Origin of the sequence: uncultured Psychromonas sp. (assembly GCF_947489755.1) — a bacterium.
Classification (GTDB): domain Bacteria; phylum Pseudomonadota; class Gammaproteobacteria; order Enterobacterales; family Psychromonadaceae; genus Psychromonas.
Genome location: NZ_CANLFB010000003.1, coordinates 82,215 through 104,927, shown reverse-complemented (window position 1 = coordinate 104,927; position 22,713 = coordinate 82,215). Strand labels below are relative to the sequence as shown.

Below are 22,713 nucleotides of genomic sequence, written 5' to 3'. Positions count from 1 at the left end.
ATCATTTACTCAAATATAATTTATTAAAATTAATAAAATTTTTAACTTAACCCTAAAAAATATTATTCAAGAGGTTAGGTTTTATTTTTTAAAGTAAAAAGCACTATGATTTATATTTGTTTTAATTTTTATTTATTGATTAACTTTGTCATTATCGTTATCTTACGCAACTTATTAATAATACAGTTATAAATACGGAATATTTTTATATGGTCGAAATGATGTTTGTCATTATTTTCATTTTCATTCTTGTATCAGTAAACTCTGATGGAGGAGATAAGAGAAAAAAAGAGGTTGCATTGCGGGTTGACCTAAAAACAAGAATACAAATTAATTTTATCGAGGGTTTTATTTTTCCTAGAGCTATAAAGGCTAAGATTGCAAAGGTTTATCCACACTTAAGCCAAGAAGAGATTGATTTTACGCTAAAGTCATTAAAATCATTTTTTATTATTTCTCATCGTGCAGGATTAAAACCGGTCGCAATGCCCTCACAAGTAGTCGACCTTGCTTGGCATGAGTTTATTATTTTCACTAAAGACTATGAATATTTCTGCAACAGAGCTTTTGGTCAATTTTTACATCATACGCCAACAGAAGCGATGAAATCTGCAACAACAGCAAAGAATGGAATTAAATTAGCTTGGCGATTGGCATGTGATAATGAATCCATCGATCATAAATCACCTGAACGATTACCGATGATATTTGATATTGATCGTAAGTTAAAAATAAAGAATGGTTTTATTTACTCAATTGATTTTAATCATAGCGTTTTTGATAACAGTAGTAAGCTCAAACGTATTATTAAAGTTAAATCTTCAGCCGGCATTAGTCGCTCTTCCTCAACAAATACGATGGCTGGGATTAGCGTAATAGATATATCTGATGACTCATCTAGTAGCGATAGTAGCTCCGGAAGTGATTGTGGTAGTAGCTGCGGGAGTAGTTGTGGAGGCGGCGGCGGAGATTAATTAACTAATTATTTAATTAATTGTGCTTATTTAAAATATCTCGAAATATACCTCATTGCATCAATATATTGGTTGATTACATTAAAGGGATAATTAATAACTCACAGATACATAATGAGGCTGTATTATTCAGGCTAAAGGGTTTGCCTTGGTTTAATGTAAACGACTCCTTCACTTATTGTTGTGATCATAAGTAACAGTATGAACAAGGCAAACTATATGTCACTGGGTAGTCACATTATCTTGGCCACGTAGGATAAATTTATTCATCCTTTTATTCACGGTGATATTACCGCTCCCGACTTTAAATAAAGTTGGCTCAATAGCACCTAGTTGTTTGCCTTATATACTGGAAATTAAAAAGATATATCATAGATTTATGCGTCTTTCTTTTCCGTTAATTAAAGATATGTTGATACATTATCATCCAGCTCAATTTGTTTGATCTCTTAGCCCTGAACATCGACTGCGTTTTATTAAACTGATTGTTGATTTGTACCAGAAAAAAGCGTGCAAGTATATTTATGACAATTTTGAAGCGCGTACTCCCCTATCTGTTATGGAAGTTATCGATATTATAACGGAATTAGATATTGATGAATCAGTTAAGAATGCCGTTATTAGTAAATTGGAAAGTAAAATTTATAATAAAAATGAAACTGAAGATGCTCAACCAAGTGTAATTAAGCGAATATTCAATACTGTGTTCCGGTTTATTGATGTTTTAAGAAAATAAGCACTTTGCTTTGAACGCTGATGCTATCAATTTAAAGAACGTTTATCGTTTTTTATCCTAGCTGATAAATTCAGAGACATTCACAGTATTTTAATTGATTATAATTTCATACCTACTATTTAAACTGTGTTTTTATATACATTGATTAAGGTACGTATAAAATTATAATCACCTTCTTCTTTAATCTCACTTGATGACAAGTCTATTATCACAGTATCTCTCGTTGTGTGCGTCTGTATTGATGCACTTTTTGTGTAGTCAGGACAAGTACAGAGGTAAAACGTGAGCATCATAGCCAATGGATAGTTGACTGTTTTCGCTTCTTCAGTAATATTTTTTAATGTGATGTTGGCTCTTATGTAATTATGTAATTATGTAATTATGTAATTATGTAATTATGTAATTATGTCTAATCATCATCACCTTGTATTACATACTAATGAAATTGAAATAGCAGCGTGAATTAAAAAACAGTAGGACAACCGATAATTTAAACAGATAAATATTACAAGTCCATTACTGTTGAATGACAAAAAATCGATTGATTGATAACATTTACATCACACCAAAATTTTACTACCTCAAGATTTGATGGCCAACTCTAAATGTTATACATATTTAAAATTAGCGAATACAAATGACAATATTAAAGAAGATTGAGGCGTTAAATTAATTAATGGTTCGTCATAATTCGTTTTAATGGCTATACAGAGTTGACTGGTATGCTCGGTAAGTGAAATCCCCCTTTTAAAGATCCAAAAGTAATTTAACAACCTTTACCAAATCAACCCGTTAACGCTATTAGTTCCGCCAGCTATTGGCCACATCTACTAACTTTAAGCCAGTAGATATAATCGTTCTAATTATACCTGTTACTGCAGATAGAACCCATATACACATCAAAACCAAAAGCAATGTACCTACAGGCTGGTCAAAGCCAAATATAAAATGCCCACTTTCCGTGGTAATAGTTATTGCTCGCTCAGTACCAGTAAGTTTGTCTAATAAGAAATTAATTGGACCAAAATCTTCGGGGTTAATTAATGCGTCAGTGATTAGATATGCAATTGCAATTAAAGTAGCAGCCCCAGCAAGCACTAAAATAACACCAATAGCTAATATCATTTTTTTTGAACGGTTTTTAGGTGGTTCGCTTTTTTTAGGCAGATTCTCAGATGATTCTACGGACATATTTTACCTTTGAGTAAACAACAGATAGTTGGACTGAATAATTAAAGTTTCTACAAAAAATGCATCAAACTTTTATAAAAAACGTAGCATACTTTTTTAAATATTCTTTATCAATCACTTATAAATTTAAACACAATAAGCATTCATGGAAAGCATATCCAGTAATTCAAATTAGTAATATAGTTACCCAACCATTTTTAAGGATAAAAATGTTCAACGAGTAGAAGCTTAAACCGTAATTAATTTTCTGAAAAAGAATATTACGAACAATAAAAAATGAAAGGAGCATCTCACCAAATTTCGAATGGTGTAATGAAAAACTAATTTTCAACTAAAAGATAACAAGAAAGTCGATGGCTATCCGTTAAGACTTTCAGGTTTCAAAAATGAATATAAATTAAGACTTGGGACTATAATCACTTATTTAGGGGGTTGAAATTAATTAAAAATACTCGATATATTTTAATTAACTTACTCAATAAGAAAATACCGAATAATTCCGTAAATATAAAGCAAAGAAAAAATGATATTAACATATTTCAGTTGTTTTTCAGTATGGAGCCAAGCGCAATATATCCAAATTAAACAAAAAGGTAGGCTGATAAACATTGTAAATGGATACCAGTTTTGCACAATAGCGATTGTACTTAATATGCCTAAAACTAATGCAAACCATTTCAACTCTTGCTCGTATTTTGATAATTTAAATCTAGCCACTATGACTTCCTTTTTCATTAAAAATAGACTTCTATTCGTTAAATTTACAATATTTTTTAAGCGTAACAACCATATAACACCGCAATAAACAGACTAAAAAGGGGTTGAAATATGAAGCAAAGCAAGGCAAAACATACCACACTATTTTTGTTACGACTTAATGTGCTTGTATGTTTTTAAAACGCTGCTAACGTGAGTAGGCTTGCACCTGTTAATTGGTAACCGAGCCATTCACTTTTAGGTTTAGCTCCAAGTGATTCATAAAACTTGATAGCAGGAGTATTCCACTCTAAAACACTCCATTCAAACCTTCCACAATCATTTTCTACAGCAAGCTTTGCTAAATATTTAAGGAGTAACTTACCAGCACCGCTACCTCGTTCTGAGTGACGAATATATAAGTCTTCAAGGTAAAGACCATTTTTACCTTGCCAAGTTGAATAATTAAAAAAATAAACAGCAAAACCAATTGGTTGATCGTTACTTTCACAAATAAGGGCTTTTGTTGACGAGTTCTCGCCAAAAATAGAGCTTTCAATAGAAGAAACAGTCGCTATAACTTCGTGCTCTGCTTTCTCATACTTTGCTAACTCCTTTACAAACTTGAGAATTAAACTTGAATCATCTCTATTTGCTTCTCGTATTACGATTGACATTGATACTCCAGTAAGAAAATAATACCCGTTTAAACGGGCAATAATGATTGATTAGAATATGAAGAGAAATAGGACCTAACAAATTATTTTTGTTCATATTTAATACTTTGTTAAGTGTTTATACTGCTATTATATTCTTGATATTGTTTTCTCATTTCTTCTTCAATCCATTCTTCAGTTATACCAAACTTCTTCCAAACTTTTAGACTTAATGACTCAACGGCTAAATCTGTAATTTGAAATAATTTAATTAACTTTTGTAATTTTTTGATCACTTTTTTCCGACCGCTTTCATCACTCATCAGGACGGCATGATCATAAAAGAAATCATGCGCCAAACAATTACGCTTTTGAAGCGATAGATTTAAATGTTCAACAAGTTCATCAGGAAGTTGAACCTTTGTTTTTATTTGATTTAATAACCGCCCGAAAGTTTGACTATTTAAATGTTCATATAATTCAAGCCACTGCTCTTGCGTCAATGACGATTGATCAATTAATTTATATGCCATTGTAAAATTAACCAATGATTTTTCTGCACATTGAGCATTAAATGAAGCCAATCCAAAAAATGCAAAAACCTCTTTTTCATCGGAAGATTCAGCATCTGGAATAGGTTTTAATTCAAAATCATCTAACCTCATAGTAATGCCTAACGAGCCTGTAGAATTTCTCATTCTCAGCCCAAATTTTAATTATAAAAACACAATATTTCATATTTACTTGAGATTCAAATAGATTCTTTAATTCTCAATAAATGATTGATTAAACTGAGTTGTAAAGGTTTTTATAAGGTTAACTAGATAGGATTAGAGAAGTTAAAGGGCTTTGCATTTGGTTTAATAAATTATCCCTTAATTTCTAGCTGTTCAGGAAAGCACGATGAATAAGATAAAGTATCAGACATTATGTATTTACGTTTTATTAGCTGTGCAGCGTAAATTTATTAAGCTTTTTATTTGCTCTATATTCAATCTTTTTACTTATTCTACTGTTTATTTATTCTAATAGTCCCATCCCTAACTTTAAAGGCACCTGTTTTACACATATCACTATTAGTGAGAGAAATACAAGATAGAACAGCACCAATAATACTGATGAAGAGAGTTAAGTTTGTAGTCTATTAATGGTTGAAGTCATGGATCAATCACTACTCAAAATACATATCAAATACGTTTTTTACCTTTTATATATTGATTGGTGACAAAATTGCCACAATGAATGGAAAAAAAGTGTGATGACGCTCACACAAAATAAATAGATAATAGTTTCATCGAGTGAGGCAACGATGCCAAGACAAGAATGTTATTCACTCAAACTAACAGCAAACTATAAAATTTAAAGGTATCGAAATGAAAAAATTAACAACATTAGCGGCAACATTACTCATTAGCTCAAGCGTTTTTGCAAGTTCACAAGTGGTTCACTCAGACAAAAACTTCAGCACAGATGCATTCACTGATAAAACACAAGCATATGAAGCAGGCTTTAATTACTTAGACAGCTTAAAAACATTAAGCGATGCTGAATTACGTCAGAAATTAATCGTGATTTCTCAAACACCAGCACACAACATTAAAATTGATGATTCAAAAGTGTCTATTCAAGAATTTGCACAAACACGTGGCCAAATTGCTTACCGTGCCGTTGTGGATGTTGATTACCACTTCACAACATTAAAAACAGATAACTAATTCTGAAACGTATCCATAAAAGATCATCGCTAGCCACTAGCCGTAGCGATAAGACAACTAAAAAATAAATTTAAAGGTAGGAAAATGAAAAAATTAATGACATTGGTAAGCGCTTTATTAATTAGCTCAAGTGTTTTTGCAAGTTCACAAGTAGTGCACTCAGACAAAAATTTTAATACCGATGCGTTTGCTGATAAATCAGCAGCATATGAAGCAGGGTTTGCTTATTTAGAAAACTTAAACAACTTATCTGAAACACAATTAAAGCATAAACTGTTAGTTATTTCTCAGTCTGCTGCCCATGATGTAAAGATTAATGAGTCTAAAGTCTCTGTTGAAGAGTTTGCAGAAGTGCGTGGTCAAATTGTTTATCGTGCTGTCATTGACGTTGATTATCAATTTACAACACTTAGAACAGATAACCGTTAATATGAGAAATAGTCACTAGTAGTAAAGTAACACTAGTGACTAACCTATTTTATTGATATTTCTAATATTATTTATACATCTTATCGTAACCATCTACATAACTATCCCAAACAGGTGGCGTGCCTATAATCCCTTGTACGGTTTCAATAAATAGTTTGATTAAAGGTGTTTGATTACGATGTGGATAAACAGCATAGATCCCCCAGTTTGTTTCTGGAAATTTATAATTAGTGAGTAATGGTACTAAGCCCATTTCTTTAATGTTTTTTTCTAACGTAAATAAACCTCGATGTGAATAGCCTAACCCTGCTTCTAATGCATTAAAAATAACACTGACCTCATTCACTTCAAGTCGACCTGATATATTGTGTGTACACATAACATCACTACCTGGTGATTCAGATATGGTGAGTTTGTTAAATACACTATCTCCACTTGAAAAAATAATGGCAGGTAATTTGGCCAACTCTTCTGGGGTTTCGGGGTTACCATATTTTTCAATAAAACTTTCAGAAGCTAATATTGCAGAGTTGCTATTTGCTATCTTACGCGCAATTAAACTTGAATCTCGCGGCGGACCAATACGAAATGCGATATCAAAACTCTCGCCTATAATGTCAACTCGTCTATCTTCGAGCACCAATTTGATATGTGTATCGGGATACTTTTCCATAAACAAATTTACAGCAGGTTGAATATATATTTTCCCGAACAATGTTGAACTGGTTATTCTAAGTAGTCCTTTCGGTGTTGAATGGTATGACTCGGCTATTCGTTGCGTATTGGCTAATAGTTCTCTTACTAATTCCGCTTGTTTATAGATTTCTTTACCGGCATCAGTCAAGGAGATAGCACGTGTTGAACGGTTTAATAAGCGTACACCTAAATCATCTTCTAATATTTTTATCTGTTTTGATAACGCTGAGCGATCAATGTTGCGTATTCCCGCTGCTTTTGCAAATGAGCCCTGTATGACAACATCAATAAAAAGGTCCAGTCTAGTCGACATCCCCATGTAATATCCCTTTTGATAGCTTGAATTCAAGTAATAAAACGCTACTTCACGGTTTATTAAAAATTAACAATAATGTTCTCATTATCAATCATAACGTTGCTTATTATTTTTAATATTATGGTTCGAATTTATGTTTTCGTTTTTCGCTTATTAATGTTTGAGCTCATAAATTTTGTTTTAATAATGAATAAGTCTTTAATATTCATCCTGCACAATGGATTGACGCGTCATGCATAACGCCAATAATTGGTTTAATGACTGAGAAACGGAATCAATATAGTGTTTTGCATCTTCTTCAAATGGAATCGCTTCACCAACCACCACATCACAGTTAAAAGGCACAAACACCCTTTCACCTTTAGGTAACGCTCGCCCAAGTCCATGCATCATCACTGGAACTACTTTTAGGGATGAACGTTGTTTAATAATGTGGTGAATACCTCGTTTTAATGCGCTTAACGCTTCAGGCTTTCCACGAGAACCCTCAGGAAAGATGAGTAATATATTGCCATTATCCAGCGCTTTATGGCACTCAGCAAAGAGCGCTTCTTTATCTCGAATATTGCTGCGCTGAATAGGAATGATGCCTATGATATTAAGTGAGAACCAAGCAACGGCTTTATTACATAAGAAATAATCAGCAGCAGCGACAGGTCGTATTTTATGGATCTGACTGAGTGGATACAGGCTCATTAATACTAGGGTATCTAAATGACTATTATGATTTGCAACAACCATCGCAGGGCCTGCTTTAGGTAACCTTGCTTTGAAAAAGATATTTAACCCTAACCCCAACAACACCATCGGTTTAACTAATAGTGCAAAAAATAGTATTTTTAAACAACGATTCATAAACTGTCCTTGTTGATGCTGCTAAGCCTAATCATTCTATTAGGCTTTGTAATGATGCTATGGGGTTACGATTAATAATATAAATAGTACAGAAAGTGGAAAAACAATGGCGCAGTATAAATAAGACTGTCGATTCGGTCTAATAATCCGCCATGTCCTGGAATTAAGGTTCCGCTATCCTTAATCGCTAAATCTCGTTTAACCGATGAAATAACCACGTCGCCAACAAACCCACTCACTGCAATTAACGCACCCGCGACAAAACCTTGCGTTATAGTTAATGGGGTTAAATAAGGTGCGAGTAACCCTGAAATAATAGTGACGGTAACCACCCCACCAATAAACCCTTCCCATGTTTTTTTAGGACTGACTTTTGGTATTATTTTATGTTTACCGAATGTTTTCCCCCAAATATATTGGCATACATCATTAAACTGCGTGATAAAAATCAAGAATAATACAAGCCCTAAGGCTCCTGCTTCTTCATTAATAACAGGCAGTTGCAACAGATAAGCAATATGACTAATGCACAGTACTGATAACATCACAGCCCAATGAATGGTACCTAAAGAACGAATAAATCCTTTGGTTTCACCAATAAAAACAGCTCGCATCGGTAAAAATAGAAAGACGTAAATAGGGATAAAAATAAGAAACATGCCATACCAAGCCGTCTCAACCCAATAATATTGAGCGGGTATTGCTAAATAAGCCCAAAGAATAACGCGTCTATCCGCTTGACGTGTAGGCATTATTGAGAAAAATTCTTTTAATGCGAGGAAACTCAATAATGCAAAAAATATAATTGAAATAGTGGTCGGCGCTAATAAAATTCCAAATAGAATGGCAATCATCCACCACCAAGATTGAATTCGCTGTTTTAGCTCAGTGTAGTCCACAGACGGATTTTTACGTTGTAAACGTAATCGAATTAAAGACCCTGCGACTAATAAAAGAATCACAAACAACATCATATAAAAAGAATGTAACGGTATATTAAACATTATCGTTCTCCTTACTTTGATTGATGGTTTCACTCGTTTCTTGCTCGACAGTCATCCCTTTTTCACTATATTGAGGAGACTCTAAATACTCGTAAGCATCGTGGCTGCGATTAAATAACGTGATCACACAACCAATACAAATACTAAGCAATGCTATCAATAGAACATAAACTTGAGTATCAAATAAAAGAGCTTCAAATGGCATTAACAATAATGCGATAGTCATGATTGCCATTCGATGTTGTTTTGCCATTGGTCCGGTAAACAAAGTCGGAGCATTCATTGACGTAGCCAGCACGCGTACATAAGCCGTCATTACGGCTAACAATCCAGCTAACCAACCTAACTCTGTTGCCCATGGAAAAACAGCAATGGCATAACCAGCACACACCAAAATTAATGGGTCAGCGACTCTATCGGGAATATCATTAAACAACTCACCTGAAGGCGTTGATTTTCCCCCTTCCATCGCGACCATTCCATCGAATAAGTTACATAATAATCGACATTGAACCAATATGGCGGCTAACCAACTTAACCAAATGCTACTGCCTGAACCGACAGCAATTAAACAGAGGCCAGATAAAAGCGCAAAAAAGACACTGGTAATTGAGATTTGGTTAGGTGAAATATTACGTTTACTTAAAGCAATCGCGATTTGATTCATTATTTTTAAGTCACGAACTTTTAAGGGGCGACGAGCATCTGAGTCAGTCATTCTGTTTCCTTACAAAACGGGTTGGTAACGTTTTACTTAATTATTATTGTTGATTGTTGATTGTTTCACTATTACTACTTAGCAATGATTTTTTAATCATTACTATACATTTTCATGACATGTTACTTTAAATTATTTGCTAACGGTATCTAAGCTTTTGTTTAGACGATTATAAATTTAGAGAGTAAAATACTAGTAACAAATACATTGATTTTATACATAATATTGTTGCTATTAAATTATGTACTGAACAGCTGAAAAAATGACTGTATTTATTAACTCGCGACTAACATAGTCAATAGAAGTTGTGTAATATCAGATCATTATCTATCCACCTATATATCGAGCTCCTCATGGAAGTTGAACTATTAGAAATTCAAGATTTTATCAGCCAACACGCCCCTTTTGACCAACTTCCCGAAGAAGCATTAGCTGATGTTGTACGCAGTGTTGAAATTTCTTATTACCGTGCAGAAACTAATATTATTGACTTTAAAGATGATATTAATGAGCTGTATATGATACGCAGTGGCGTAGTTGAAATTTATAGACGTAATGGCAATCTTTATAACCGATTAGATCAAGGGAAACTCTTTGGTCAAATGGGCTTATTAACCAATAATAAAGTCCGTTTTCCTGCTAAAACGACTAAAGATACGCTCTTATATTGTATTCCAGGTTCTGTTTTTTATGACTTATGTGATCGCTTTGAAAGCTTCGCTGATTTTGTAGAAGCGGAAGATAGCACTCGCTTAAAACAAGCCGTAAAAAGCAAAAGTGATAATGCGAATGCACTAACTACCTCGAAAGTGAAAACCTTATTAACCAGAGAGCCGCTAATTTTACAAAGCGATAGCAGTATTCAATCTGTTGCAAAAATAATGGCAGAAGAAAGCCAGTCAGCCGCGTTAATTAAAGACCCGAGTATTGATGACCAAGAAGGTTACAGTTTTGTTGGTTTAATTACTGAGCATGACCTTTGTGCAAAAGTAATTGCCTCTGGCTTAAGTGTTGAAACGCCTGTATCAGAGGTGATGTCTACAGAATTAATGTCATTAGATCATAATGCCTACATTTTTGAAGCGATGTTACTCATGTTACGCCATAACGTACATCACTTACCTATTATGAAAAATAAGCGCCCAATCGGCTTAATTGAAGTCTCTGACATTATTCGTTATGAGTCTCAAAACAGTTTGTTATTTGTAAGCAGTATTTTTCAACAACAAAGTACTGAAGATCTCGCCCAACTATCTGCTCAATTAAAAGATTGTTTTGTACGAATGGTTAATGAAGACGCTAATTCACACATGGTTGGACGAGCGATGTCTGAAATTGGACGTAGCTTTAAGCAGCGTTTATTAGAATTAGCAGAAGAGCAGTTTGGACCACCGCCTATTCCGTATTGCTTTTTAGCATTGGGTTCAATGGCACGTGACGAGCAACTCTTAGTAACAGACCAAGATAATGGACTGATTTTAGATAATAGTTACGATGAAAAGTTACACGGCGAATACTTTGAAAAGCTATCTCACTTTGTATGTGACGGCTTAGATGCCTGTGGTTATGTTTATTGTACTGGCGAAATAATGGCGACCAATCCAGAATATCGTAAAACGCAAACGCAGTGGGAAACTTGTTTTACCGACTGGATAGATAACCCCAATCCTAAAGCATTATTAAACTGTAATATTTTCTTTGATTTAACCGGTGTATACGGCCGAGTGAAATGGGCTGAACAACTTAATGCCTTCATTTTACGTCGAGCAAAAAAGAACAATCGATTCCTTGCTTGTATGGCGCGTAATGCACTTAATAGAAAGCCACCATTAGGTTTCTTTAAAGACTTTGTAATGGAAAATGATGGGCGACATAACAATTCTATTAACCTAAAACGTCGTGGTACCGCCCCACTTGCGGATCTTATTCGAGTTCACGCGTTAGCGATTGGCTCTCAATCTCAAAACTCATTTGACCGTTTAGAAGACATTATTGAAGCGGGGATATTACCTAAATCTAAAGGTGCTGATTTAAGGCATGCCATGGAGTTAATCTCCTTAGTTCGTTTACGTCATCAGTCATTGGATGTTGAGTCTGACATTGAGCCTGATAATAATATTGAGCCAGAGAATATGTCCGATCTTGAAAGGCGTAATCTTAAGGATGCATTTTTAGTATTAAGTAATGCTCAGAACTTTTTAAAATATCGTTACACAGCAAACAAATTTTAAGGTTTATAGATGCATAATTTTACTAATAAAAAAATCTTAAATTGGAATGCTTATTTACAGTTACAGGCACAAAACTGTAAAGATTCACGGCTCAAAACATTCTATAAGACAGGTACTTACCATGATGACACCCAGTTAAAAGAGATAGAGTTTGTTGCTTTAGATTTTGAAACGACAGGTTTAGACCCTAAACAAAATAGTATTATTAGTATTGGTTTAGTACCTTTTACCTTAAACAGAATATTCTGTAACCAAGCAAAAAAATGGTACGTTAATCCACAAGATAAGCTTGAGGAGGAGTCAGTGATTATCCACGGAATCACTCATTCTGACTTGAAAGGTGCACCTGATTTAAGACGTATTTTAAATCAGTTACTTGATGAGTTAGCAGGTAAAATTGTAGTGGTACATTACCGTAATATTGAACGTGATTTTTTAGATTTAAACTTACGCGCTTTGATTGATGAAGGGATTATTTTCCCAGTGATTGATACGATGCAAATTGAAGCTGAAATTCAGAATAAACAAATACAAGGCTTTTTTAATTGGCTGAAAGGTAAAAGACCAGGTTCGATTCGTTTAGGAAATAGTCGTCTGCGTTATAACTTACCCGGTTATCAACCACATGATGCATTAACCGATGCGATTGCGACTGCAGAGTTATTACAAGCACAAGTGAGTTATTATTACAGCCCTGAAACGCCGATTAAAAACATCTGGTTATAAGCTTTAAACAACATTGAAATGAGTATTTCCTTATCGTGAGCGACGATGAGGTAATACTTTAAAGCCAATGAATCAAAGATAGATTGGAAGAAGTGTAGCCAGAGTCAATATCTATAAAACGCAACTTCTATAAACACCACATCTATAAAACGCCACACAGTTGCAATACCGTTTAGCCTCATGTCTTTGTAGCACTAAATCCCTCTATTGAATTTACCCCCTCCTTTTTATTAATCGAACTTTTTTAAATAATCCCATTTTCAATCGCATTAGCTTTAATATATCCATTAAGTTTAATATCCAACCCCAATTCTGGTTAATGAAAGCGGCATTATATTTAAAATCATAGAGCTATATTTTTACTAGTCAGTGCCGTTAGTTTTGCGTAGTTCGAGGCGAATTATTGAAGCAATAACGGGTTAATGAGAGATAATTTAACGTAGAAATCTATGGATATAGCGGTGTTGTATCGCTTTGCTTATACTGTATTGGGGTGTTCTATACATCCCATTAACTCAGCCTTACTAATACAAACCCCATAAAAAAAGCGGAATCACTTTTAATGATTCCGCTTTAATACAACGAATAGTCAAACTATTGTTGCAAACTAATAATGAAAGCTACCTATTAAACTAATAATAGTGAAACTGGTAGCAGTCAAACTAGCTTTTATTATGTTTTTCAGTACGCATACCCATCAACAAGCTCACACACATTATTAACAGAATAATAGTGAATGGTAATGCCGTTGAGATAGCGCCCGCTTGTAGTGCTTGAATCGCGTTTGTTCCGCCAACCCAAAGCAATGCAATTGCGATAGCACCTTCTATTAATGCCCAGAAAATACGTTGTGGAACAGGCGCATCAACTTTACCACCAGCAGTAATACTGTCGATAACTAATGAACCAGAGTCAGAAGAGGTAATAAAGAATACCAATACTAAGACCACAGCCAATAGTGAAAGAATGTTACCAAATGGTAATTGGTCAAACATTTGGAACATAGCAAGCGGTACTTCAGTTAAACCGTTTGCACCTAACTCACCGACGTTATTAATGATTTGATCAATCGCTACACCACCGAACACTGACATCCAAAGAATGGTGACAACCGTTGGAATAATTAATACAGCGATAAGGAATTCACGTACCGTACGACCACGTGAAACACGTGCAATGAACATACCTACGAAAGGAGACCATGAAATCCACCAAGCCCAATAGAACACAGTCCAACCGTGCATCCACGCTTCATCTTCACGACCAATCGGGTTACTTAGGGGGATAATGTTTTCTATGTAGCCCATTACAGTCGTAGGAATAGTGCCCATTGAAACAGCCATTGTGACTAGTGCAACAAAAACAATTAATACAATCGCTAATAACATATTAATGTTACTGATGACTTTAACACCACCATCAATACCACGTACAACCGATACAACGGCTAATAGTGTGACAACGACAATAATGATGATTTGCGTTAATAAGCCATCATCAATACCAAATACATGATGAAAACCACTTGCAGCTTGTTGAGCGCCTAAACCTAAAGACGTTGCAAGACCAAACAAGGTTGCGATAACAGCAAAGATATCAACAATATGACCAGGCCAACCCCATGTGCGATCACCTAAAATAGGATAGAACACAGAACGCATTGAAAGCGGTAAACCTTTGTTATAAGCAAAGAAAGCTAATGATAATGCAACAACACCGTAAATTGCCCAAGGGTGTAAACCCCAATGGAACATGGTTGCGCCTAACGCTAGCTTAGCCGCTTCTGGTGTATTAGGTGTGACATTTAATGGTGTTTCATACCAACCAGTGAAATATGCAACAGGTTCAGCAACCCCCCAAAACATAAGACCAATACCCATACCGGCAGCAAATAACATTGCTATCCAAGACATGGTTGAGTAGTCGCTTTTAGCATCATCACCACCAAGGCGAATTTTACCAAAAGGTGATACCACTAAGGCTAAACAGAAAACAACAAATATATTAGCAGACCACATAAATAGCCCATCAAACATACCAATAATTTGCCACTTTAACCCGTCTAATGCCGCTTTTGAAACTTCAGGGTCAACTAACATAATCGCAATTAAAAACAGTGCAATGAAACCTGCACTAAATCCAAAAACAGGGTTGTGAACATCAAATCCCCATTTTTGAACATTATCCTGACCGACAGTGTAATCGGTGTTATCGATACTGTACTTATCTTTATTTAAACTCATTAATCCTCATTTAGAGCATACCGCTCTTCATTATTAATCCATTTGACCGAATGCATAATAACAAACATATGTCGGTGAAACATAATAGCAAAATCAATGTTACATTTCAGCGGTACATTATCAATTAGCTCATATTTATCTGAAATTGGTCTAAAACTGGCCATTAGAAGGTAATAAAAATGACAATGGATTGTCATATATACTCTCTCATTTGTTCTTATCTATTCTCTTGTCTAACCTCTTGTCTAATATTTTGTATACGGTGATATCGACTTTAAATATTAAACATAAAAACGTCTTGAACCTGCTAACACGGCCTTCTGCTTCTTTAACTGTTTTATCAAAAAATTTATTACTAAAAAAGATAACGATAACTCATTGTTCTTGTTGCTTAATTAGACCTCCTTATTAATACAAACAACCTTCTCAACACTAAGGGAAATGATAGATAATTAATGGTTTTGGCATTACAATGCTTTTTTACCTTTTTTATGTGGAATGTTAATGGCACTTCGAATTGCGATAAATGGTTATGGGCGTATTGGACGTAGTGTGGTACGAGCACTATTTGAAGGTCATCATCAAACACAAATCGATATAGTCGCGATCAATGAATTAGCGACACCCGAGGCGATTTGTCACCTAACTCAATATGATTCAACACATGGACGCTTTCCTTTCGAAGTCACACAAAGCCATGACTTACTGATAATTGAACAGCACCCTATTCAATTATTAGCGTTTAAAGACATTAATGAATTACCTTGGAAAGCATTAGACATTGATATCGTTATTGATTGTACCGGTATCTATGGTTCAAAAGCGGATGCCGATGCACATTTGTTAGCGGGTGCTAAGAAAGTAGTGTTTTCACACCCAGCCGATCAAGATGTTGATGCCACGGTTGTTTATGGTGTTAACCACCAACAATTAACGGGTAAAGAGCAATATATTTCAGGGGCATCTTGTACAACCAATTGTATTGTTCCTGTGATTGCTATTTTAGATGACGCTTTCAGTATTAAGTGCGGCACTATTACCACTATTCATTCGGCAATGAATGACCAACCCGTCATTGACTCTTATCACCATGACTTACGTAGAACGCGAGCAGCTAGCCAATCAATTATCCCTGTTGATACAAAACTAGCAGCAGGTATAGAGCGAATTTTACCTAAGTTTGCTAATAAGTTTGAAGCAATTGCCGTACGTGTACCCACCATTAATGTCACGGCCATGGATTTGAGTATTACCGTTGATAAAAGCGTTTCAATTGCTGATATAAACCAATGCTTAAAACAGATGGCAGAAGGCGAATTAAAAGGTATTTTAGGTTACACGGAAGCGCCATTAGTGTCAGTGGATTTTAATCATGACCCACGCTCTTGTATTATTGATGGTACTCAAACACGTGTGAGCGATGGTAACTTAGTTAAACTATTAGTGTGGTGTGATAATGAATGGGGTTTTGCTAATCGTTTATTAGATACTTGCTTACACTTAAAGAAATTATCAGAGCAGTAAGTTTCAGATTGGTCGTTATGACGTTGGTGAAGTCATGAAGTTGGTGCAGCTTAGGGTTGATTAATAATCGTAAAATCCTAAACTGCATAAATTGATAGTGTTATTAATACACGGTTAAGTCTTATTCAACACTCTATTCTTCTATTCTTCTATTCTTCTATTCTTCTATTCTTCTATTCAGCATGAAAGCTTTATTCTGCAGTCAAATACTTGATAGTGATGAGTTTATTATTTCAGCCATTCAATAAACGTCTTTTTAAAACACCTTTATTTAGCCGCCACAAATTCAACACTACATTCGTAAGAGCCCATTTCGAATATTCGGCATACCCAAGGTCTGTTTTCATAGATAGTGCAGAGCTTTGTATCTCGGTCAACACAGATACACCATCCATCATCTAAACGTTTCATCGTTTCACCGCCCCACTGATCATGTTCGATATATTGATCAGGCACACCGGTATCCGTGATTAGCATGACCTCTAATTGGCAGCACGCAGCATTGCATTTAGCACAGGTTAAATCAGGGCTATTTACTTCTTTTATTGCTATAGGGTTAGAGTCAGTCATTCATCCACAATGTAGTTATTAAAATGTAAAGTGCTAAGCCTATAGCGCTAAGCCTTTAAAAGATACCTTGTTGTCATCAACAGTCTATTTTTACTTTCAAATTTTAATGTTAAGCACATTAGTATCTGGATTAGTATCAGGCAAAGCTGGTATCGACACACCTGTTTTAATCAAACCAGACAAGGTCACGATTATTTTTTCAATTAATGGTGATAACTGATCAAACTCAATGTTATCCAATAGATTTTTAACTTCTAAACCTAGTTCTGTATCGCCTTGTATGTTTAAACGTCTTTGAAAAAATAACGTATCAGGATCTTCTTTGCGGCCAGCAACTAAAATAAGGTCATTCAGCGTCGCACTGAATGACACATCGGTCTGCTCCGCTTTATCTTTAACGATAATATTGTCATCAAAACTGATGAACCACGTTAACTTCAAATCAGTCACCGTCACTTTCAACCATTTTCCCTCTAAAAAAGCTAAATCATCGTCTTCAATCGCTTCTTTAAAAATATGATTAATGATTGAGAGCAAACATTTTTGTTGCACGCTAAATGGAATAAATTGACTGGGTACCGCTAATAATTGAGGTGTAATGACCACCAGCTTTTGTAATAGTTTGTTACGTAATGGCATCAGCATAATATTCCTTTCAATGATCATTTTTTAAAAATAAGAAACAAATTATAAACGCTCGTAAAAACCACAACTTAGTTTAAATCAACATACGCTCTATTATTGACGCTTATTTTTTGAAAATATCATGATGAATGTAAGTTGCATGCCCTACATCAATAAACAATTAAAATAACTTTTTACAATAACGATATTAATAAAAATGGAGTTATTGTATGGAATTGTTATGTCCAGCAGGTAGTTTACCCGCATTAAAGACCGCCATTGATTGTGGTGCAGATGCTGTCTACGTGGGGTTAAAAGATGATACTAACGCACGCCATTTTGTAGGGTTAAACTTTAACGATAAAAAACTCGCAAAAGGCGCTCAATATGTACGTGATCACAATAAACATTTACACGTAGCCATTAATACATTCGCTCACCCAGGCGAAGAAAAGCGTTGGTTTAATGCCGTTGATAAATGTGTAGATTTAGGAGCGAATGCCGCCATTATTGCCGATATTGCGACACTTGATTATGCGGCTAACAAGTACCCTGATTTAGAATTACATTTATCGGTTCAGGCTTCAGCAACAAACACTGCCGCTATCGATTTTTATCAACAAAACTTTAATGTAAAACGTGTGGTATTGCCTCGGGTTTTGTCGCTTCATCAGGTAAAGCAATTAGCGCGTAATACGTCTATCGACTTAGAAGTCTTCGCTTTTGGTAGCCTATGTATTATGGCTGAAGGCCGTTGTTATTTGTCGTCTTACTTTACGGGTGAGTCACCCAATACAGTTGGCGCTTGCTCTCCTGCTAAATATGTTCGTTGGCAAGAAACAGAGAAAGGCCTGGAGTCTCGTCTCAATGATATTTTAATCGATCGTTATCAAGCAAACGAAAAGGCTGGCTACCCTACTTTATGTAAAGGCAAATTTACCGTAGATAGCATTGATAATGAAGAGAAGATCCTTTACCACGCGCTTGAAGAACCCACCAGTTTGAATACCTTATCCATATTGCCTGAATTATTTATGGCCAACGTCAAATCAGTCAAAATTGAAGGTCGTCAACGCAGCCCAGCTTATGTTGAGCAAATCACTAAAGTATGGCGTGCGGCCATTGATAACTACAAGCAATCACCAGCGGATTATAAAGTAAAAGCTGACTGGAATGCTGTTTTAGCCAATGTATCTGAAGGTAGCCAAACAACCTTAGGTGCTTATCATCGCGATTGGCAATAGTCGCTCTATTTTAACGCATCAAAGTTAGGATTAAATATGAAATTATCATTAGGGCCTTTATTATATTATTGGCCAAAACAAACAACCGAAGACTTTTATCAACAAGCCATGAGCAGCGATGCTGATATTATTTATTTAGGCGAAACTGTCTGTAGCAAACGCCGTGAATTGAAAGCGCGTGATTGGATAAATTTAGCTAAAGAGCTCAATCACCAAGGCAAAGAGATTGTCTTATCGAGCATGGCGTTATTAGAAGCCCCATCAGAAATCAAAGTATTAAAACAACTTTGTGAAAATGGAGCGATGTCCGTAGAAGCCAATGATATTGGCGGCATTCAATTGTTATCAGAAAAGAAAGTGCCTTTTGTTTGCGGCCCTGCCATCAATTGTTATAACGCTCATACGCTTAAGTTATTTGTGAATAAAGGCATGCATCGTTGGGTAATGCCTGTCGAACTTTCTCGAGACTGGTTACAAAAAGCATTAACAGATGCAGAAAAAATAGGCATAAGAGGTCATTTCGAAGTAGAAGTTTTTGCACATGGTCATTTACCGTTAGCTTATTCTGCACGTTGCTTTACCGCAAGGTCTGAAAATAAAGCCAAAGATGATTGCGAACTTTGTTGTATCAAATACCCACAGGGAAGAGCGACGAGTACTCAGGAAGGCCAACAAGTATTTGTACTGAACGGCATACAAACTCAATCTGGTTATTGTTATAATTTACTCAATGATATTGAAAGTATGACTGGTCTCGTTGATGTCGCACGCGTTAGCCCAAGCTCTATGGATAGCTTAACCACATTACATCAGTTCAAACAAAGGATATTAGGGGCAGAGCAATACGTTAAGCACGATAACTTACAATGTAATGGTTATTGGCATCAAATTGCAGGCCTTTCTTTACAAGGTTAAGTTGATTTACTTTAAGGGTGATTAACCAGTAAATACATTCGCTAATACATTAGTTAATATATTAGTTAACACATTAATTAATTATGCTCATGGTTTTAACATGAGCATAAACATGACTTCCAATCGCTAAGTTAAGTTTATTAAATGAACGTAGCGTAATGTACGCATAGATTGATTGTGATTCTACTTGTAAGGTCAAGACCACTGCTTTTTGGTTGTCTTGAGAGAAGTCGACTATTTGCGCTGATAAGCAGTTTAATAACGAACTCCCTTCAATAGGCTGAAGTGCAATAATGACATCACGGCTGTTTATTTTTACTTGTATTTGCGATGTGGTAGGTGCTTGTTCTGCAGAAACATACAATGTTTGACCGTCTAAGCACCCTTTAATCAACGCTTCTTGTTGATCATATTCTTTCACTAATACCGTTAAAATTAAGCCTTGTTGCGCAAACTTTATCAACGATAAATGACTGTCTAAAAATAGCTTCTGTGGTTCCCCAATAGCTTCAACTTGGCCATTATTAACCAACAACATCTGTTTACTAAGATAAAACAGCTCATGCTCTGAATGAGTAATATAAAGAATGGGAATTTGTTCACTTACCTGCTTTAAAAAAGGCAATAGTAGTCGTTTACTGGTCACATCTAACGACGAAAGAGGTTCATCCATTACCAATAATGCAGGATTAGTTAATAACGCGCGAGCAATGGCAATTCGTTGCTTTTGTCCTCCAGACAACTGAGTTGTTTGGTGTGATAAAAGATCTGAAAAGCCTAATTTTTCTGCTAAATGGTGAATGGTAAACGTGCTGTTTTTTGCTTTTCGTACTGCCAATTCCAAGTTTTGTTGCACATTCAAATGCGGGAACAACCTGGGTTCTTGAAAGACAACGCCGATGTTCCGATCTTCCACTGCTAACTTATGGATCTTGTTATTACTATTAGATCCTAACCACTGTTGTCCTTGAAAGGTAATATTACCCGTACAGCTTTCTAACCCTATTAAACAACGTAATAACGTGGTTTTACCTGCGCCTGAATCACCGAATATCGTACACACGCCGGATAAGTCAACTTCACCTTTAAAGTGTAAATCTTTACTGTGCTTGTCTTGTCCTTTAAAGGATTTTTGAATATTAAATTTAAGCATTTAACACTCTCTGTTGACGCTTTTGTAGGAATCCATATATCACCACTAGCAAAGAGGTCGAAAAAGCTAATAAGATGAAAGAGAGTTGATGTGCAGCGCTGTATTGTAAAGATTCAACATGATCAAATAAGAGAATAGATAACACTTGCGTCTCCCCAGGAATATTACCGCCAATCATCAACACCACGCCAAACTCGCCAATGGTATGTGCAAAACCTAATGCACCAGCAATAATAAAACTAGGTAATAACATTGGAAATATTATTTTGTATAACCGTTCATACTTTCCATAACCAAGTGTCGCACTGACTTCTAAATAGCTTTTGTCTAAATGCACAAAAGCGCTTTGCAAAGGCTGAACAACAAAGGGTAATGAGTAGATCACTGAAGCAATTACTAAACCAGTAAATGAAAATGCCAATGAAGTATCGTTAAAGCTCAACCACCATTCGCCTAAAAAATGTTCTGGAGAAAAAGCGATTAATAAATAAAAGCCTAAAACAGTGGGAGGTAAGACTAAAGGTAAGGCCACAAGCGACTCTATTAGCGGACGTATTTTTGTTTGGCTGCGCGCTAACCACCACGCCAAAGGAGGAGCAATGATCATCAGCAATAACGTAGTCAAACTCGCTAATTTAAGGGTTAACCAAATTGCTTGGTAATCTCCAGCGCTTAGCATTAATTATAACCCTGAGATTTAATCTGTTGTTGTACTTCCTTAGACAGTAAGAAGTCTCGAAACAAATTAGCTTCCTTTAACTTCTTATCATTGAGTACGATACCTGATTGTATTAATGGTTGATGCCATGCGGTGGGAATTAACAAATAATGCTGTTGATTTTTTTGCAGTACTGCGGCGTACGACACTAACCCTGCAACAACATTTTTAGATTCTACAAATTGATAGGCTTGGTTGATGTTATTACCTTGGATATATTCAAGGGATTGCCACTTATTGGTGAATTCAAGCGATTGTTGTGCGGCAATACCATAAGGAGCAAACTTAGGATTTGCGATGGCGAGCCGGCCTGTGTAAGCCATAAAATCATCTATTGTAGGATTACTTAAAGCATTGGGTTGCCAAAATACTAAGCGCCCCTGTGCATAGATAAAGTCTGGTTGTGTTGTTTTGTTTTCTGCTTTTAATAGATCGACATGCTTTTGATCCGCCGATAAAAATAGATCAAAAGGAGCGCCACGTAATATTTGTTGGTACAACGTGCCTGTTGAAGCGCTAGAGATATTAACCTCGATAGCGTATTTATCAGAAAATTGTTGTCCAATATCTAATGCTAATAATTTAAAGTTACTAGCGACTGCAACATTTAAAGCAGCATGACTTTGCAAGCTCACTAAACCAGTGAATATAAAAATAATAATGCTTAGATATTTATTCATTAATGTTAATAACCTTTATGACGATGCTCAAAAAAAAAGGGTTCAAATACAGAGGTGGAGAACTCTATCCCTTAAACTAGAACCAATCAAGCATAGAGG

At 35.5% G+C, this 22,713-nt stretch carries 21 protein-coding genes; 8 read left to right on the top strand and 13 right to left on the bottom strand.

Features of this window, described 5'->3' with window-relative positions; genetic code table 11:
• Positions 1–209: 209 nt before the first annotated feature.
• Complete coding sequence (locus Q0794_RS02745) at positions 210–974, top strand: hypothetical protein (RefSeq protein WP_298939982.1); 765 nt, start codon at positions 210–212, stop codon at positions 972–974.
• A 1,537-nt stretch (positions 975–2,511) separates the two neighbouring features.
• On the opposite strand, the gene Q0794_RS02740 is transcribed toward Q0794_RS02745, so the two are convergent.
• From Q0794_RS02740 to Q0794_RS02730, 3 genes are all read right to left on the bottom strand, one after another.
• The gene (locus tag Q0794_RS02740) at positions 2,512–2,901 is read right to left on the bottom strand and encodes a hypothetical protein (protein ID WP_298939981.1); all 390 of its coding nucleotides are present in this window, start codon (positions 2,899–2,901) and stop codon (positions 2,512–2,514) included.
• Positions 2,902–3,794: 893 nt separating this feature from the next.
• Positions 3,795–4,274, bottom strand: coding sequence for a GNAT family N-acetyltransferase (locus Q0794_RS02735; protein WP_298939980.1), 480 nt, complete (start codon positions 4,272–4,274; stop codon positions 3,795–3,797).
• A gap of 110 nt (positions 4,275–4,384) precedes the next feature.
• Positions 4,385–4,951 carry a hypothetical protein gene (locus Q0794_RS02730; protein WP_298939979.1) on the bottom strand — a complete coding sequence of 189 codons (567 nt, stop codon included), beginning with the start codon at positions 4,949–4,951 and terminating at the stop codon, positions 4,385–4,387.
• A 675-nt stretch (positions 4,952–5,626) separates the two neighbouring features.
• Here Q0794_RS02730 and Q0794_RS02725 point away from each other — a divergent pair.
• Together Q0794_RS02725 and Q0794_RS02720 are read left to right on the top strand one after the other, a co-directional pair.
• Positions 5,627–5,968 (top strand): DUF3316 domain-containing protein, encoded by a 342-nt coding sequence (locus tag Q0794_RS02725; RefSeq protein ID WP_298939978.1) that lies wholly within the window; start codon positions 5,627–5,629, stop codon positions 5,966–5,968.
• An 84-nt stretch (positions 5,969–6,052) separates the two neighbouring features.
• The gene (locus Q0794_RS02720; protein ID WP_298939977.1) at positions 6,053–6,397 is read left to right on the top strand and encodes a DUF3316 domain-containing protein; all 345 of its coding nucleotides are present in this window, start codon (positions 6,053–6,055) and stop codon (positions 6,395–6,397) included.
• Positions 6,398–6,464: 67 nt separating this feature from the next.
• On the opposite strand, the gene Q0794_RS02715 is transcribed toward Q0794_RS02720, so the two are convergent.
• The 4 genes from Q0794_RS02715 to Q0794_RS02700 all read right to left on the bottom strand — a co-directional run bounded on the left by Q0794_RS02715 (position 6,465) and on the right by Q0794_RS02700 (position 9,986).
• Positions 6,465–7,406: a LysR family transcriptional regulator gene (locus tag Q0794_RS02715; protein WP_298939976.1), complete on the bottom strand. Its 942-nt coding sequence runs from the start codon at positions 7,404–7,406 to the stop codon at positions 6,465–6,467.
• 201 nt (positions 7,407–7,607) lie between these two features.
• Positions 7,608–8,264, bottom strand: a complete 657-nt coding sequence (locus Q0794_RS02710) for a lysophospholipid acyltransferase family protein (RefSeq protein WP_298939975.1) — start codon at positions 8,262–8,264, stop codon at positions 7,608–7,610.
• Between the two features lie 71 nt (positions 8,265–8,335).
• Positions 8,336–9,268 (bottom strand): phosphatidate cytidylyltransferase, encoded by a 933-nt coding sequence (locus tag Q0794_RS02705; RefSeq protein ID WP_298939974.1) that lies wholly within the window; start codon positions 9,266–9,268, stop codon positions 8,336–8,338.
• Positions 9,261–9,986 (bottom strand): CDP-alcohol phosphatidyltransferase family protein, encoded by a 726-nt coding sequence (locus tag Q0794_RS02700; RefSeq protein ID WP_298939973.1) that lies wholly within the window; start codon positions 9,984–9,986, stop codon positions 9,261–9,263. Before Q0794_RS02700 ends, Q0794_RS02705 begins: the two co-directional genes overlap by 8 nt.
• Positions 9,987–10,339: 353 nt before the next feature.
• Between Q0794_RS02700 and Q0794_RS02695 the strand changes: the two genes are divergently transcribed.
• Both Q0794_RS02695 and Q0794_RS02690 read left to right on the top strand, forming a co-directional pair.
• Positions 10,340–12,217: a DUF294 nucleotidyltransferase-like domain-containing protein gene (locus Q0794_RS02695; RefSeq protein WP_298939972.1), complete on the top strand. Its 1,878-nt coding sequence runs from the start codon at positions 10,340–10,342 to the stop codon at positions 12,215–12,217.
• Positions 12,218–12,226: 9 nt separating this feature from the next.
• Positions 12,227–12,943 carry a 3'-5' exonuclease gene (locus Q0794_RS02690; RefSeq protein ID WP_298939971.1) on the top strand — a complete coding sequence of 239 codons (717 nt, stop codon included), beginning with the start codon at positions 12,227–12,229 and terminating at the stop codon, positions 12,941–12,943.
• A 662-nt stretch (positions 12,944–13,605) separates the two neighbouring features.
• On the opposite strand, the gene Q0794_RS02685 is transcribed toward Q0794_RS02690, so the two are convergent.
• Positions 13,606–15,186 carry a BCCT family transporter gene (locus Q0794_RS02685; protein WP_025563117.1) on the bottom strand — a complete coding sequence of 527 codons (1,581 nt, stop codon included), beginning with the start codon at positions 15,184–15,186 and terminating at the stop codon, positions 13,606–13,608.
• Positions 15,187–15,690: 504 nt separating this feature from the next.
• On the opposite strand from Q0794_RS02685, the gene epd reads away from it, so the two are divergent.
• Positions 15,691–16,710 (top strand): erythrose-4-phosphate dehydrogenase, encoded by a 1,020-nt coding sequence (gene epd, locus Q0794_RS02680; RefSeq protein ID WP_298939970.1) that lies wholly within the window; start codon positions 15,691–15,693, stop codon positions 16,708–16,710.
• Between the two features lie 267 nt (positions 16,711–16,977).
• Here epd and Q0794_RS02675 read toward each other — a convergent pair whose 3' ends face one another.
• Entirely contained in the window at positions 16,978–17,280 is a 303-nt protein-coding gene (locus Q0794_RS02675) for a YkgJ family cysteine cluster protein (protein WP_037048107.1), read from the bottom strand.
• Between the two features lie 96 nt (positions 17,281–17,376).
• The gene (locus Q0794_RS02670; RefSeq protein WP_298939969.1) at positions 17,377–17,919 is read right to left on the bottom strand and encodes an SCP2 sterol-binding domain-containing protein; all 543 of its coding nucleotides are present in this window, start codon (positions 17,917–17,919) and stop codon (positions 17,377–17,379) included.
• Between the two features lie 215 nt (positions 17,920–18,134).
• Here Q0794_RS02670 and Q0794_RS02665 point away from each other — a divergent pair, with 215 nt between their 5' ends.
• Entirely contained in the window at positions 18,135–19,148 is a 1,014-nt protein-coding gene (locus Q0794_RS02665) for a peptidase U32 family protein (RefSeq protein WP_298939968.1), read from the top strand.
• A 36-nt stretch (positions 19,149–19,184) separates the two neighbouring features.
• The gene (locus Q0794_RS02660) at positions 19,185–20,063 is read left to right on the top strand and encodes a U32 family peptidase (protein ID WP_298939967.1); all 879 of its coding nucleotides are present in this window, start codon (positions 19,185–19,187) and stop codon (positions 20,061–20,063) included.
• Between the two features lie 73 nt (positions 20,064–20,136).
• Here Q0794_RS02660 and modC read toward each other — a convergent pair whose 3' ends face one another.
• The 3 genes from modC to modA are packed head-to-tail and all read right to left on the bottom strand — an operon-like array spanning position 20,137 to position 22,614.
• Positions 20,137–21,216: a molybdenum ABC transporter ATP-binding protein gene (modC, locus tag Q0794_RS02655; protein WP_298939966.1), complete on the bottom strand. Its 1,080-nt coding sequence runs from the start codon at positions 21,214–21,216 to the stop codon at positions 20,137–20,139.
• Positions 21,209–21,895: a molybdate ABC transporter permease subunit gene (modB, locus tag Q0794_RS02650; RefSeq protein ID WP_298939965.1), complete on the bottom strand. Its 687-nt coding sequence runs from the start codon at positions 21,893–21,895 to the stop codon at positions 21,209–21,211. The genes modC and modB overlap by 8 nt, the downstream gene beginning before the upstream one ends.
• Positions 21,895–22,614, bottom strand: coding sequence for a molybdate ABC transporter substrate-binding protein (gene modA / locus Q0794_RS02645; RefSeq protein ID WP_298939963.1), 720 nt, complete (start codon positions 22,612–22,614; stop codon positions 21,895–21,897). The genes modB and modA overlap by 1 nt, the downstream gene beginning before the upstream one ends.
• Between the last annotated feature and the right edge of the window lie 99 nt (positions 22,615–22,713).